This is a genomic window from Nonomuraea sp. NPDC049309 (assembly GCF_043196965.1).
Lineage (GTDB): Bacteria > Actinomycetota > Actinomycetes > Streptosporangiales > Streptosporangiaceae > Nonomuraea > Nonomuraea fastidiosa.
In genome coordinates, this window is the sequence record NZ_JBICSH010000003.1 from 346,438 (window position 1) to 359,542 (window position 13,105).

The 13,105-nt window shown below is 71.3% G+C and carries 12 protein-coding genes; 4 read left to right on the forward strand and 8 right to left on the reverse strand.

The annotated features are described in order from the left end of the window. Positions 1 to 9: 9 nt before the first annotated feature. Positions 10 to 1,323 carry a UDP-glucose dehydrogenase family protein gene (locus tag ACGFIM_RS22355; protein ID WP_393203129.1) on the reverse strand — a complete coding sequence of 438 codons (1,314 nt, stop codon included), beginning with the start codon at positions 1,321 to 1,323 and terminating at the stop codon, positions 10 to 12. A gap of 130 nt (positions 1,324 to 1,453) precedes the next feature. On the opposite strand from ACGFIM_RS22355, the gene ACGFIM_RS22360 reads away from it, so the two are divergent. The 3 genes from ACGFIM_RS22360 (at position 1,454) to ACGFIM_RS22370 (ending at position 3,961) form a co-directional block, all read left to right on the forward strand. After that, positions 1,454 to 2,617, forward strand: coding sequence for an acyl-CoA dehydrogenase (locus tag ACGFIM_RS22360; RefSeq protein WP_393203131.1), 1,164 nt, complete (start codon positions 1,454 to 1,456; stop codon positions 2,615 to 2,617). A gap of 152 nt (positions 2,618 to 2,769) precedes the next feature. Further along, positions 2,770 to 3,441, forward strand: a complete 672-nt coding sequence (locus tag ACGFIM_RS22365; RefSeq protein ID WP_393203133.1) for an HAD family hydrolase — start codon at positions 2,770 to 2,772, stop codon at positions 3,439 to 3,441. A gap of 124 nt (positions 3,442 to 3,565) precedes the next feature. Continuing rightward, complete coding sequence (locus tag ACGFIM_RS22370) at positions 3,566 to 3,961, forward strand: VOC family protein (RefSeq protein WP_393203134.1); 396 nt, start codon at positions 3,566 to 3,568, stop codon at positions 3,959 to 3,961. A 141-nt stretch (positions 3,962 to 4,102) separates the two neighbouring features. Here the strand turns inward: ACGFIM_RS22370 and ACGFIM_RS22375 are convergent, their stop codons facing one another. The 5 genes from ACGFIM_RS22375 to ACGFIM_RS22395 all read right to left on the reverse strand — a co-directional run bounded on the left by ACGFIM_RS22375 (position 4,103) and on the right by ACGFIM_RS22395 (position 8,545). After that, positions 4,103 to 4,783, reverse strand: a complete 681-nt coding sequence (locus ACGFIM_RS22375; protein ID WP_393203136.1) for a hypothetical protein — start codon at positions 4,781 to 4,783, stop codon at positions 4,103 to 4,105. Between the two features lie 184 nt (positions 4,784 to 4,967). Beyond that, positions 4,968 to 5,807 (reverse strand): LLM class flavin-dependent oxidoreductase, encoded by an 840-nt coding sequence (locus tag ACGFIM_RS22380; RefSeq protein WP_393203138.1) that lies wholly within the window; start codon positions 5,805 to 5,807, stop codon positions 4,968 to 4,970. Next, the gene (locus ACGFIM_RS22385; RefSeq protein ID WP_393203140.1) at positions 5,801 to 6,646 is read right to left on the reverse strand and encodes a GNAT family N-acetyltransferase; all 846 of its coding nucleotides are present in this window, start codon (positions 6,644 to 6,646) and stop codon (positions 5,801 to 5,803) included. The genes ACGFIM_RS22380 and ACGFIM_RS22385 overlap by 7 nt, the downstream gene beginning before the upstream one ends. Before the next feature lie 53 nt (positions 6,647 to 6,699). Continuing rightward, entirely contained in the window at positions 6,700 to 7,071 is a 372-nt protein-coding gene (locus ACGFIM_RS22390; RefSeq protein ID WP_393203142.1) for an STAS domain-containing protein, read from the reverse strand. Positions 7,072 to 7,105: 34 nt separating this feature from the next. After that, positions 7,106 to 8,545 carry an LCP family protein gene (locus ACGFIM_RS22395; RefSeq protein ID WP_393203144.1) on the reverse strand — a complete coding sequence of 480 codons (1,440 nt, stop codon included), beginning with the start codon at positions 8,543 to 8,545 and terminating at the stop codon, positions 7,106 to 7,108. Positions 8,546 to 8,624: 79 nt separating this feature from the next. Between ACGFIM_RS22395 and ACGFIM_RS22400 the strand changes: the two genes are divergently transcribed. Beyond that, positions 8,625 to 9,641: a glycosyltransferase family 2 protein gene (locus tag ACGFIM_RS22400; protein ID WP_393204164.1), complete on the forward strand. Its 1,017-nt coding sequence runs from the start codon at positions 8,625 to 8,627 to the stop codon at positions 9,639 to 9,641. Between the two features lie 401 nt (positions 9,642 to 10,042). Here ACGFIM_RS22400 and ACGFIM_RS22405 read toward each other — a convergent pair whose 3' ends face one another. Beyond that, positions 10,043 to 11,779: a CDP-glycerol glycerophosphotransferase family protein gene (locus ACGFIM_RS22405; protein WP_393203146.1), complete on the reverse strand. Its 1,737-nt coding sequence runs from the start codon at positions 11,777 to 11,779 to the stop codon at positions 10,043 to 10,045. A 26-nt stretch (positions 11,780 to 11,805) separates the two neighbouring features. Continuing rightward, positions 11,806 to 13,068: an SDR family oxidoreductase gene (locus ACGFIM_RS22410; RefSeq protein WP_393203148.1), complete on the reverse strand. Its 1,263-nt coding sequence runs from the start codon at positions 13,066 to 13,068 to the stop codon at positions 11,806 to 11,808. Positions 13,069 to 13,105: the final 37 nt, after the last annotated feature.

Genomic DNA, 13,105 nt, shown 5'->3' on the forward strand with positions numbered 1-13,105 from the left:
AGGGGGCGGTCAGGGGCGGCCGAGTGCGCGGTAGTGCCAGCCGGCCGAGCGCCAGGCCTCGGCGTTGAGCGCGTTGCGCCCGTCCACGATGCGCCGGGCGGCGACGACGGCCCCCAGCTCCTCCGGGTCGAGCCGGACGAACTCCTGCCACTCGGTGAGCAGCAGCACGACGTGCGCCCCGCGTACCGCCTCGATGGCCGATTCGCCGTAGTTCAGCTCGGGGTGCGCCTTGCGGGCGTTGTCGAGGGCGATGGGGTCGTACACGGTGACCGTCCCGCCCTGGTGGCCGATCGTGACGGCGACGTCGAGCGCCGGCGAGTCGCGGATGTCGTCGGAGTCCGGTTTGAACGCCGCCCCGAGCACGCCGACCGTGCAGCCGTGGAAGGAGCCGCCGGCCAGCTCGCGGGCCAGATCGACCATGCGGGCACGGCGGCGCATGTTGATGGCGTCCACCTCGCGCAGGAACGTCAGCGCCTGGTCGGCGCCCAGCTCGCCGGCGCGCGCCATGAAGGCCCTGATGTCCTTGGGCAGGCAGCCGCCGCCGAAGCCGAGCCCGGCGTTGAGGTAGCGCCCGCCGATGCGGTCGTCGTACGACAGGGCCTCGGACAGCAGCGTCACGTCGGCGTGCGCGGCCTCGCAGACCTCGGCCATGGCGTTGATGAAGGAGATCTTGGTGGCGAGGAACGCGTTCGCGGCCGTCTTGACCAGCTCGGCCGTCGCGTAGTCGGTCACCACGATCGGGACGTCGCCGATCGGCTCGTACACCTCGCGCAGGATCTTCTCCGCGCGCTCGCTGCGCACGCCGAGCACGATGCGGTTGGGGTGGAGGGTGTCCTCGACGGCGAAGCCTTCGCGCAGGAACTCGGGGTTCCAGGCCAGCTCGGCCTGGGCGCCGGCGGGGGCGAGCCGGGCGAGCTTGTCGGCCAGGCGTTCGGCGGTCCCGACGGGGACCGTCGACTTGCCCACGACCAGGCACTCGCGGTCGAGGAGCGGGGCGAGGGATTCGACAGCGCTGTCCATGTAGGAGACGTCCGCGGCGTACTCGCCGCGTTTCTGCGGCGTGCCGACGCAGATGAAGTGCACGTCGCCGAACGCGGCGGCCTCCTCGTACGAGGTGGTGAAGCGGAGCCGCCCTGATTCGAGGCCACGGCGCAGCACGGGTTCGAGACCGGGTTCGTGAATGGGGAGGTCGCCGGCGTTGAGACGTCGGATCTTGTCGGCGTCGACGTCAAGGCCGAGGACCTCGAACCCGAGATCAGCCATGCACGCCGCATGGGTGATTCCGAGGTAGCCGGTCCCGATCACCGTGAGGCGGTATGGCACGAGTGGGCTCCTTTCGATCGCGCAGGCAGGCATGCTACCGGGGCCTCGCTACCTCGTACGTGCCACCTGCGCATCTTCGCAAACCGTACTAGCTGGTAACAATCTGGTCGGACGTCCTAGTATCTGAAGCATGAGCTTCCCTCTTTACGCGCCCGCCGAAGAGCACGACATGCTCAGGGAGACCGTGCGGGCCCTGGCCGACGAGAAGATCGCGCCGCACGCCGCCGAGATCGACGAGACCGAGGAGTTCTCCTGGGACGTCTACAAGGCGCTCGTGGCGGCGGAGCTGCACGCGGTGCACGTGCCGGAGCAGTACGGCGGCGCCGGGGCCGACGCGCTCGCCACGGTCATCGTCATCGAGGAGGTGGCCCGCGCCTGCGCGTCGTCGTCCCTGATCCCGGCCGTCAACAAGCTCGGCACCGTGCCGCTGCTGCTGTCGGCCTCCGAGGAGCTCAAGTCCCGCTACCTGCCGCCGGTGGCGCGCGGGGAGGCGATGTTCTCGTACGCGCTGTCGGAACCCGAGGCGGGCTCCGACGCCGCGTCCATGAAGACGCGGGCCGTCCGCGACGGGGACGCGTACGTGCTCAACGGCACCAAGATGTGGATCACCAACGCCGGCGTGAGCGAGTACTACACCGTCATGGCCGTCACCGACCCGTCGGCCGGCGCGCGCGGCATCTCCGCCTTCGTCGTGGAGAAGTCGGACGAAGGCGTGTCCTTCGGGCCCAAGGAGAAGAAGCTCGGCATCAAGGGCTCGCCCACCCGCCAGGTCATCCTGGACAACGTCCGCATCCCGGCCGACCGCATGATCGGCGAGCCGGGCACCGGCTTCAAGACCGCACTCGCCACCCTCGACCACACCCGCATCACCATCGCCGCCCAGGCCATCGGCATCGCCCAGGGTGCGCTCGACTTCGCGATCGGGTACGTCAAGGAGCGCAAGCAGTTCGGCCGGCCCATCGCCGACTTCCAGGGCCTGCAGTTCATGATCGCCGACATGGGCATGAAACTCGAGGCGGCCAGGCAGCTCACGTACCACGCGGCGGCCAAGTCGGAACGCGCCATGAACGGCGAGCCGCAGAAGGACCTCACGTACCTGTCGAGCGCCGCCAAGTGCCTCGCCTCGGACGCCGCCATGGAGATCACCACCGACGCCGTCCAGCTCCTGGGCGGGTACGGGTACACGAAGGACTTCCCGGTCGAGCGCATGATGCGCGACGCCAAGATCACCCAGATCTACGAGGGCACCAACCAGATCCAGCGCATGGTGATGGCCCGCCAGCTCCTCAAGTAGGGCGCTGAGCAGCGGAAACCCCGGTTCCCGACAGCGGAGAGCCGGGGCCCGCCGACACCCGGGCCCGGCGCTCAACGGGCGCTGTTCCGTGGCTGTTCCGGCGAACACGGAGCAGAGCGCACGGAGACGCCTCGCGCCCATACGATCGGGTCATGCAGCGTCTCGCCCTCTTCGATCTCGACAACACGCTCGTGAACCGGGACGAGGCGTTCCAGGTGTGGGCGGCGGAGTTCGCCGCAGACCATGATCTCGGCAGCGGTGCGGTGGACTGGCTGATCGGCTTGGACAGGGCCGGCTTTCCGCACCGCGCGAAGTTCTTCACGCTGGCCCGTGAGCACTTCGGCCTCAAGGCATCGGTGGAGGAGCTTTGGGCGGGCTATCGGAGGCGGATGCCGCACTTGGTCCGGTGCCGTCCCGAAGTGATGGACGGTCTCGCCCGGCTGCGCGAGGCCGGCTGGAAGGTCGCCATCGTCACCAACGGCATGGCCGACAGCCAGCTCGGCAAACTGCAGGCCACAGGTCTGGCCGACGCTGTTGACGCTTATGCGCTCTCGGGCGTCGAGGGCATCCGCAAGCCCGACGTCAGGCTCTTCGAGATAGCCGCCGGCCGGTGCGGTGCGGCATGCGCCGACGGCGGGTGGATGGTCGGTGACCACCTCATCGCCGACATCGCCGGAGGGCGCGCGGCAGGTCTGAGCACCATCCGCATCGACCGGGGCACGTGGCCCGACCCGCACAATGACGCGGACCACGTCGTGACCGACGTGGTCCTGGCCATGGAGATCGTGCGGGAGAGCGCCGCGTCCTGCGGTCAGGCCGTGTGAGGCCGCGAAGCGGATCGCGGAGAGCGCGAGGATCACCGGCAGGCCGGAGGCGAACAGTGACCCGGGCAGCGTGCGCACATGGTGCGCAGACCGTGCCCCGGCGGGGCGGCGTAAGGTCGGGCGCATGGCTGCGGGGATGGTGCATCACATCGAGATCTGGGTTCCCGACCTGGGGCGGGCCGTGAAGAGCTGGGGGTGGCTGCTCGAAGCGCTCGGGTACGCCGCCTTCCAGGACTGGCCCGACGGGCGGAGCTGGCGGCTGGGGGAGACGTACGTGGTGGTCGAGCAGTCGCCGGCGCTGACCTCCGACCGGCACGAGCGGCTGCGGCCGGGGCTCAACCACCTGGCCTTCCACGCCGGGGGCCGCGAGCGGGTGGACGAGCTGGTGGAGGAGGCGGCCGCGTACGGGTGGACGCTGATGTTCCCCGACCGGCATCCGTACGCGGGCGGTGACGCCCACTACGCGGCCTACCTGGAGAACGAGGACGGCTTCGAGGTGGAGCTGGTGGCCACCACCTGAGGACTGTCCTCCGCACTCGCCATCCTGGCGGCCCCGAGCTCCGCGCTCGCCGGCCCCGGCATGGACGCCCAGACCGACGACGTGGTCAGCACGGTCCGGCGGGTGGTCGTTTTCCGGAGGCGCGGCGGCTCCGGCGGGCGGTCACTTCTTCAGGATGCGGACGTCGCCCGTGTCGCTGCGGGCCACGATCGTGGCGTCGGCGTGGCGGTCGTGCTCGACCTCCGTCTGCCGCCGCCCGGTCTCGGTGACGGCGGTGACGGCGTACGCGCCCGACGGCACCCGCGCCGTCACCGGCCCGTCGTTCGACTTCAGGTCGAGCTTGCCGGGACGGGAGGTGAAGGCCAGGTTGATGGCGCCGTAATCGGTGCGGACGCGTACGTCCCGCGATGTGAGGCCGGTGCCCCGCACGGGACCCTCACTGCGCAGCCGCAGCCGCCCGGAGGCGCGGTCGACCTCGATGTTTTCGTGGCTGACCGCGTCGACGTCCTGGGCCAGGCCGTTGAGTATGACGCCGTCCTCCGCCTCGACCGAGAGCCGGACGCCGGGCGGGACCTTGACGTGGTAGCGGGCGCCGCAGTCGCCGAAGACAAGGTTGCAGCCGGCGCTGAGCCGCAGGGTGCCGTCGCGCAGGGACCACGAGGGGTCGTCGGTGGCCGCCTTGCCGCGCAGCCAGCGTTCGACCTGGACGGTGCCCTGCGAGCCCGGGAGCACGCGGACGCCGCCCATGGGCACGTCGATCTTCAGGCTGTCGCCCGTGTGGGGGAACGTTCGGGAGGCGTGCACCTCCTCGGCGTCCAGGCTGCAGCCGGCGGTGGCCGTCACGAGGAGCGTCGTACACGCCGCAAGTGCCGCGATATGCCTCATGCCCCATGATGCTGGCCGAGCGGCGCGGCCCGGTCATCGGCCGTCCGGACGAACGCGACCCCCGCGGCATCGGCCTTTCGGCCGGTCCCGTGGCGGGACCCGGCTCAGGTGGTCGCCGACCGCCCCGAAAGGCCGGCTCCGCTCAGAGCGCCGACAGCAGCGCCTGCACCTGCCCCAGCGGATCGGCTCCGAGCGGGCGCACCGCCACCGTGGCGGCCCCGGCGGCCCACAGCTCCTTGACGTGCGCGGCGGCCTCGGCAGGCGTGCCACCGGCGACCGCCACCTGCTCGGGCGCCACCCCCAGGAACCCGGCCTGCCCGGCCACGGCCGCGCGGGTCTGCTCGGTCTCGTCGCCGAGCCGCAGGTACGCGAACACGACCAGCTCGTGCCCGGGACCGCCGCCGATGCGGGTGACGTACCCGGGCAGGTCGGCGGGCGCGATGCCCTCGGGCAGGATCGTGCCGTCGGCCACCCGCCCCGACAGGGCGAGCGAGCGCGGCCCCTTCACGCCGGCGAGCACCGGCGGTACGACGACCGGCGGGTGCACCAGCGAGATCCCGTCCAGGTGCACCTCCTTGCCGTCGAGGGTGACGCGCTCGCCGCGCAGCAGCGCGCGTACGGACGTGATCGTCTCCTCCAGGAGGGAGAGCGGCGAGGGGACGGCCGCGCCCACCTGGCGCATCCAGTCGCCCACGCCGTGGCCGATGCCCGCCGCCAGCCGCCCGGGGTGCAGCCGGGCGAGGTTGCCCAGCTCCATGGCCAGCAGCGCCGGGTTGCGCAGGGGCGCCGGCGTGATGCCGATGCCGACGCGCAGCCGGGACGTGGCGGCGAGCGCGGTGGCCGCCGCCGAGACGCCGCCGGTCCAGCCGAGGTCCTCGACGACCCACAGGTCGTGCACGGACGTCTCGTCGAGCGCTCGCGCGAACGGGACGAGCTGCTCGGGCGGAAGGTCCCTGTCGTACATGACCCCGAGTCTCACCATGTCCTCCAGTAGTAGCGGAACAGCCGGCCGATCTCCGAGTATCCAGCACGGCGGAAGGCGGCGGCGGTCGGGACGTTCGCGACGTCGGTGGCCGCGACGATGCGGCGCAGCCCTTCGGCGGCGAGCGTGCGGGTGCCGTGGGCGAGCAGGTCGTTGACGTAGCCGTGGCCGCGGTGCTCGGGGACGACGCCGATGTAGGCGATGGAGTGGTCGTCGGGGGCCACGAGGCCGACGGGCGAGTCGCCGAGGTAGCCGATGACGAACCAGTCGGGCTTGGCCTTGCGCGCCATCAGGTCGTCGTACGTCCAGCGGGCCTCGGCCTCCGCGCCCGACGTGGCCACCTCGACCCTGGTGTCGTGGTCGAGCGAGCCTTCGGAGATGCGGACGAGCAGGCGGATCACCTCGCCGGGGTCCATGCGCCGCGCGGCCCGGTACGTCAGCCGCCCCGGCTCGTCCGGCAGGTCGCTGCCCGCCGCCCACTCCAGCAGCAGCCGCTCCACCTCCATCACGAACCCGGCCGCGAGCAGCGCCTCATGCTCGACCGCGCGATCGACGGCGGGCGTGAGGCCGGGCGGCAGCGTGATGTCGTGGATGGCCTTGCGCAGGCCGAGCTCGCGCAGGCTGTGGCGGAGCAGCTCGGCGGCGGTGCCGGGGTCGGGGCCCGGCTCGAACTGCCAGACGATCATCGGCTCGGAGCCGGGGATGGGCGTCCAGTACGCAAGCCGCGCCCGTTCCCGCGTGAAACACCACTCAGGCCGCGTCCGCCCCTCGTCGAAGGCGGCGGCGAGCTGCGATCGCGCGGGCTCGGGGAACTGCTCGAACAACGTGACGGCCTCCACGCGCGATGGCGTACGCCTCCCGCGGCGGCGGAAGGCGTACGGCGGTGAAACGGTCAGGCGGCGCTGCCGAGCGTGGCGCGTGCCGCGTTGAGGGATTCGCTCATCTCGAAATGGCGGTCCAGATGAGTGATCGTCAGCAGGTGGCGGATCATTCCCGGCCCGACGACGAGGATCATCCGGCCGTGCAAATTGTGGATCATGTTGTACGCGGCCACGAGCACGCCGAGCCCGACCGAATCGCAGAACGGCACCTCGGTCAGATCGACCACCACTCTGGGAGGGCCGGCGGCGGACCCGTCTGAAGCCCCATCGGTGGACACCGCCTGCTCGAGTTCGGAGCGGAGCCGGGGCGCTCCGGCGACATCGAGATCGCCTACGACGTGCAGAACCGTGCAGTGGTCCTCTCGCCAGCACTCGACCACCATGGGGCTCACCTGCCCGTCACCCGGATTGTTATACCTATTTCTTACATATGTTCTGCATTGCCGTTTTGGTGCTCGGTGTAACGCTCGGCTTCGCACTTGGCGTGGCGCTGGACTTGCGTTGCCGCACCTTCGGCTGATCGGTGCCCAGAATCACCTCGATGCCGTCGATGTCCGCCTCGCGCAGCTCGGCGCCGGGAATGGCCTGAGCGACCACCTTCGCCGATTCCGCCAAGCCCGCGCCGTACCGGATGAAGGTCTGCTTGTAGTCCTTCTTATTGGTGTTGCCGGGCTGGCCCGGCACCTTGAACCCGTACGCGACCAGCGCCTCCTTCGTGCGGGCCGCGAGCCCCGTGATGAGCGTGCCGTTCTTGACCTTGAGCGAGATCTCGCCGGGCGAGGGCGCGGACGGCTTGGCCGAAGGCTTCGGCGAGGCCGGCGCGGACGGCTTGCCGGGATCCTCGTCCCGGTCGATCTTCGCGAACATCTCGCGCGCCGCCGCCTTGTCCCACAGCACCGCCGACTCGCCGGTCGGCGTCTTGAAGTCGACGTCGGCCAGCGGCACCTCGGCGAACTTCACGTCGTCCAGCGACACGTCGCGCAGCTGCGTGGCCAGGCCCAGCAGCCCGTCGTCCGGATCGACCTTCACCGTACTCAGCGTGGAGTTGACGAACGAGGCCAGCTTGGCCGGATTGGCCAGCGTGTCGGCGCTCAGCGCCCGGTTGAGCAGCGCCGAGATGACCTGCTGCTGGCGGTCGATGCGGTCGAGATCCGCACGCGCGGTCGCGCGCGTACGGGCGTAGCCCAGCGCCCGCACGCCGTCGAGCTGATGGGTGCCGGCCGGGAGATTGAGGTCGATCTTGGTGTCGTTGATCGGCACCGGCGTGCACACCGTGACCCCGCCGAGCGAGTCGACGACGTCGATGAAGCCCAGGATGTTGACCTCGATGTAGCGGTTGATCTCCAGCCCGGTCACCGCCTCGACCGTCTGCTTGGCCAGCTTCGGCCCGCCGAACTGGTACGCCGAATTGATCTTGTGCTCGCCCTTGCCGGGGATCGTCACCCAGGTGTCGCGCGGCAGGCTCACCACGGTCACCTTCTTGTGGTCCTCCGACAGGTGGATGACCATCATCGTGTCGGTGCGCTGACCGGACTCGCGGCCCAGCTTGAGGCGGTTCTGCTGCTGGCGGGTGAGATCGTCGCGCTTGTCCACGCCGACGAGCAGGATGTTCTCCGCCCCGCTCGACGCGGGCGCGGTCACCCCCGCGTCGACCGTACCGATCTGCCGCGGCGTCGCCCACACCACGCCCGTCGTCACCAGCACGCACGAGGACAGGAAACCGGCGAGGATCAGGTTTCTGCGGCGGGCCTTCGCGCTCCTGCGCGGCCTCCGGGTACGGACCGGCGCGAGCCTGACGCCGCCGTAGGCGTCGCCGCCCACGAGCACACCGCCGTCCTCCTCGCCCGGGTCGCCCATCCCGTCCCCCTTTTCACGCCGGAGTATCGGGCGTTGGATTGCCCTCCTCCCTCGGTCGTACAGTAGCGTGAGCCCCGCCATGAAGCAGTTCCCCGACTCGCCGCACGCGCCCGCGGAGACGCGCGGCTGGCCCCCCATCTCCGTCATCATGCCGGTCCTCAACGAGGAACGGCACCTCCGCGAGGCCGTCGAACAGGTGCTCGCCCAGGACTACCCCGGCGAGATCGAGGTCGTCCTCGCCGTGGGGCCGTCCCAAGACCGCACCCAGGAGGTCGCCGACGCCATCGCCGCGTCCGACCGCCGCGTGACGGTCGTTCCCAACCCGACAGGACGCACGCCCAACGCGCTCAACGCGGCCATCGCCGCCTCGCGCAACGGCATCGTCGCCAGAGTCGACGGGCACGCCATGCTGCCCCGCGACTACCTGCGCGTCGCCGTCGAGACGCTGGCCGAGACCGGCGCGGACAACGTCGGCGGCATCATGGCCGCCGAAGGCGTCACCCCCTTCGAAAAGGCCGTCGCCTGCGCCATGACCTCGAAGATCGGGGTGGGCGCCGCCGCCTTCCACGTCGGCGGCACCGCCGGCCCCGCCGACACCGTCTACCTTGGCGTCTTCCGCCGCTCGGCGCTCGACCGGGTGGGCGGCTACGACGAGCACTTCCTGCGCGCCCAGGACTGGGAGATGAACCACCGCATCCGCCAGACCGGCGGGCTCGTGTGGTTCCAGCCGCGCATGCGGGTCTCGTACCGGCCGCGGCCCAACGTCAAGGCGCTCGCCAAGCAGTACTTCCACTACGGGCGCTGGCGCCGCGTGGTGGCCCGCACGCACGAGGGCACGATCAACCTCCGCTACCTCGCGCCGCCCGCCGCCGTGCTGGCGATGCTGCTCGGGCTCGTCGTCTCGCCGTTCTTCCCGCTCGGGCTCGTCATCCCCGGCGGGTACGTGGTCGCCATCGTGGCCGGGTCCGTGCTGACCGGCGGCGGGCTGCCGCTGAGCTCGCGGCTGTGGCTGCCGATCGTGTACGCCACCATGCACTGCTCCTGGGGCTGGGGCTTCCTCACCAGCCCGAAGAAACTCTCCCGCCCTCAACGCTGACCCTTCCGCTCACCCCGGCCCCCGCCGACACCCCGGCGGGGGCCGCCCGCGTGCGAGGGACGTCGTGCGCGTTGGACCGCGCCCGGGGAACCCCGCCGGCCCCGGCGCCCGCCCGCTCGCCAGGACCGCCCGAGCCCCTTGCCGTCGGCCTGAAGCTCCCGCCCGCTCGGGGAGCGCCGTGCCGCTTGGAGGCCCTACGCGCTCAGCGGGCCGTCGCACGGGCCCCGCGCCTGACGACGGCGTTCGAGGACCCCGCCGTACTTCGGCGAGGTCCTCTCGGAGAGGAGGGGAGCGGCGCGGGTGAGGAGCCCTTCGGGGGCGATGCGTCCTCACCGACCCCGTCTTGAAGCCTGCGCCGTACTTCGGTGAGGTCCCTTTGATGCGAAGGGGAGGGGCGGCGGTCAGGATTCGGCGAAGACTCGTTCGATGGCGGCGTCGAAGCGGGCCATCGCGTCCGGATACTCAGGGCCGAACAAGTAGCTGCGGAGCTTGATGCGGGCCCTGGCGAGGGTGTCCTCGCCGTCCAGGAACTCGGCGAGCCCCGACAGGTCCGAGTTGATCAGCACGCCCGCCTCCGTGCTCGGGTACCGCTCGTGGAAGGCGGCCTCGGGCAGGCCGGTGACGTTGGTGACGGCGTACGGCTTCTCGCTGGCCAGGAAGTCGGCGACGACGCTGGAGATGTCGCTGATCAGCATGTCGCACTCGTTGAAGCAGTCGTACAGGTGCGGTTCCGGCCCGGTGACGATGAGGTGGCGGATGTGCGGCTGTTCGGCGGTGGCGCGGGAGGGGTGGCGGGCCTTGGACTTGGCGAGTTCGGCGGCCTCGATCATGGCGACGATCTTGCGGTGCGCCCGGGTGGCGGCCTTGTCGCGGTGCCCGGTGAGGGGGTGCGGCTTGTAGATGATGCGCAGCGGCGGCTGGTGGTCGAGCAGCGCGCGCACGATACGCGGGCCCATGGTGATGAGCGAGGTGTGGAAGAGGTCGTCGTTCCAGCCCTCCCAGGTGGGGGCGTACAGGACGGTCCTGTACGGCAGGTCGGGCCCCTTGGTCGAGATGCCTTCGAGCTGCGGCCTGCCGACCTCGTGGATGTTCTCGTCCCTGACGCCCACCTTGGCCCGCCGGTAGCGGTCGCGGCCTGCGGGACCGGCCACCCACACCTCGTCGTACACGCGGGAGAACGGGTTGAACGACGCTTCTTTGTCGCTGTCGCCGTGGTTGAGGAACACGCTGCGCAGGGTGGGGATGCGCAGCATGTGGACGTTCCTGCCGACGTTGGAGACGTACAGGCAGAGCTTGGCGCTGGTCAGGGCGCGGAAGCTCATGAGATCGGCGGACGAGGGGATGCACACCATGGGCAGGCTGGTGTCCTCGAGGTGGGCGGCCATGCCGCGCTCGCGCAGGACGACGATGGCGCGGCGGCGGATGCGTTCGAGGACGGGCAGCCACATCCTGGCCTGGTAGGCGGCGGCGGTGGCGCCGGAGAAGTAGAGGATGACCTCGGGCTTGTAGCGCTCGACCTGCTCGCCGACGACCTGCAGGACGCGGGCGCGGTCGGTGAGCGGGGCGGCGCGGCGTACGTACGGGATGAGCGCGAGCGCCCCGGCGAGCCCGGCCGCGAGCGCCAAAGCGGCCCCCAGCGTGGCGGGGGCGGCCCCCAGGACGGCGCCGAGCACCGGCAGGGCGTCCAGGTAGAGGAAGGGCAGGCTGCGGCTGTCACGCAGCGGTTTGGCCGGCATCTTGGGGATGCGCAGCGCGGAGACGTCGAGGTTGCGGGTGGTGACCGGCATCCTGCTGAGCATCTGCCGCAGCCGCAGGGCGAGGCCGCTGTGCAGGGCGCGTACGCCGTGGATCGCGAGCATCCCGGCCGCCAGCGCCGCGAACCACGGCGATTGCGCGCCCGCCACGCGCGCGACCAGCAGCAGCGCCAGCATCTCCCGCGCCGCGAAGCGCAGCGTGATGCCGAGGTGCACCTTGCCGAGCGCGTCGGTGAGGGGGCGGGCGGCGCGCGGTGCGGCGTACTCGACGGCGTACGACGCGGCGGCGACCAGCCCGAAGAGCAGGGGCGCCGGCAACAGGGCCGCGACCAGCAGGACGGGGTAGCAGCCGAGCAGCGCCGCGCTCACGATGAGTCTCCTCATGCGAACGCACGGTAACAAGGTGCGGGTCAAGCGCGGTCAACGCGCACGTCTATGACTTGCCCTGATAGGTCGGAGATGAGAATGTCCAGCGAGGTCTGCGCGGCCAGGTCGGGAGAAGCCCCGGTATCAACGCAGTTGACCCGGATGCCGTCGGCGGCCCATTCGCGGGCGAGCGCCCGGGTCAGCGCGGCCACCGCCGCCGCGCAGGACGCGTGCAGCGCCCCCGAGCCGGGCGGCACCTGGAACAGCAGGCTGCGGCGCACGTGCGGCCGGGCGGCGCGGGCCACGTTGAGCGCGCCCAGGTGACCGGCCGCGACCGCGTCGGCGACGGTCTCGCCCCTGGCCTGGACGAGCCCGCCCCGGTGACCCTGGCCCGCCGCGAACACCACGTGGTCCACCGGCCCCACGTCGCCGAGCGCCTTGGCCACCGAGTCGTAGTCCTCGGCGCGCACGCCGTCGGCCCTGGTCAGCATGCGGACGTCGGCGCCGCCCCACGGTGCGGAGGGCACGGTCTCGCCCACCACGGCCACGACCTGGCCGGCCAGCGCGTCGCCGGCGCCGCGCGGCACCGGCGCGGGCAGCTCGAACAGCAGCTCCGCGATGTGCAGGTCGGCCGGATGGGTGACCTTGATGTTGCGCTCGCTGCCCGCGACCAGGTGGATCGGCACCTCGGGCAGGTAGCGCAGCACCACGCCGCAGTCGTCGGTGCCGCCGGCGAAGCCGGGGTCGGCCATCGCCAGCTCGTACGCCCGCCTGATCACCGACAGCCGGAAGCACTGCGGGGTCTGGCTGCGCCGCAGCCGCGACCGGTCGAGCACCTCGCCGATCACCTCGCCGCCGTCGCGGGCGACGGCCGTGAAGATGGTGTCGGAGCTCGGGATCGCCACGTTGACGGCCTCGTGGGTCTCCAAGGCCCGGACACACTCCGTGATGATCCGGGGCTCCAGGAGGGGGCGTACGGCGTCGTGCAGCAGCACGTTGCACTCGTCGTCGCCGAGCGCCTGCAGGGCCCGCCACGTGCTCTCCGTGCGGGTGGCGCCGCCGTCCACGACCTTGCTCACCTTGCGGTGGCCGCCGGCCGCCACGATCTCCCGCACCCGGTCGGCGTATCCGGGCGTCATCAGCACCACGACCTCGTCGATCTCCGGTGCCCGCTCGAAGACGGCCAGCGAATGCTCGATGATCGTCCGCCCGGCGACCTCGATGAGCTGTTTGGGCCTGCCCGCCCCGACCCGCTGTCCCACGCCGCCCGCGAGAAGCACTCCAACCGATCGCAGCCGTGAATTCATAGGGGCAGCGTAACGGTGCTGCTCCGTGATCTGACGT

Coding starts and splice junctions, on each gene's coding strand:
- ACGFIM_RS22390 (WP_393203142.1), bottom strand. CDS start 7,071: ATGGTGGTCGAGTGCTGGCGAGAGGACCACTGCACGGTTCTGCACGTC.
- ACGFIM_RS22395 (WP_393203144.1), bottom strand. CDS start 8,545: ATGGGCGACCCGGGCGAGGAGGACGGCGGTGTGCTCGTGGGCGGCGAC.
- ACGFIM_RS22360 (WP_393203131.1), top strand. CDS start 1,454: ATGAGCTTCCCTCTTTACGCGCCCGCCGAAGAGCACGACATGCTCAGG.
- ACGFIM_RS22410 (WP_393203148.1), bottom strand. CDS start 13,068: ATGAATTCACGGCTGCGATCGGTTGGAGTGCTTCTCGCGGGCGGCGTG.
- ACGFIM_RS22400 (WP_393204164.1), top strand. CDS start 8,625: ATGAAGCAGTTCCCCGACTCGCCGCACGCGCCCGCGGAGACGCGCGGC.
- ACGFIM_RS22365 (WP_393203133.1), top strand. CDS start 2,770: ATGCAGCGTCTCGCCCTCTTCGATCTCGACAACACGCTCGTGAACCGG.
- ACGFIM_RS22405 (WP_393203146.1), bottom strand. CDS start 11,779: ATGAGGAGACTCATCGTGAGCGCGGCGCTGCTCGGCTGCTACCCCGTC.
- ACGFIM_RS22380 (WP_393203138.1), bottom strand. CDS start 5,807: ATGGTGAGACTCGGGGTCATGTACGACAGGGACCTTCCGCCCGAGCAG.
- ACGFIM_RS22370 (WP_393203134.1), top strand. CDS start 3,566: ATGGCTGCGGGGATGGTGCATCACATCGAGATCTGGGTTCCCGACCTG.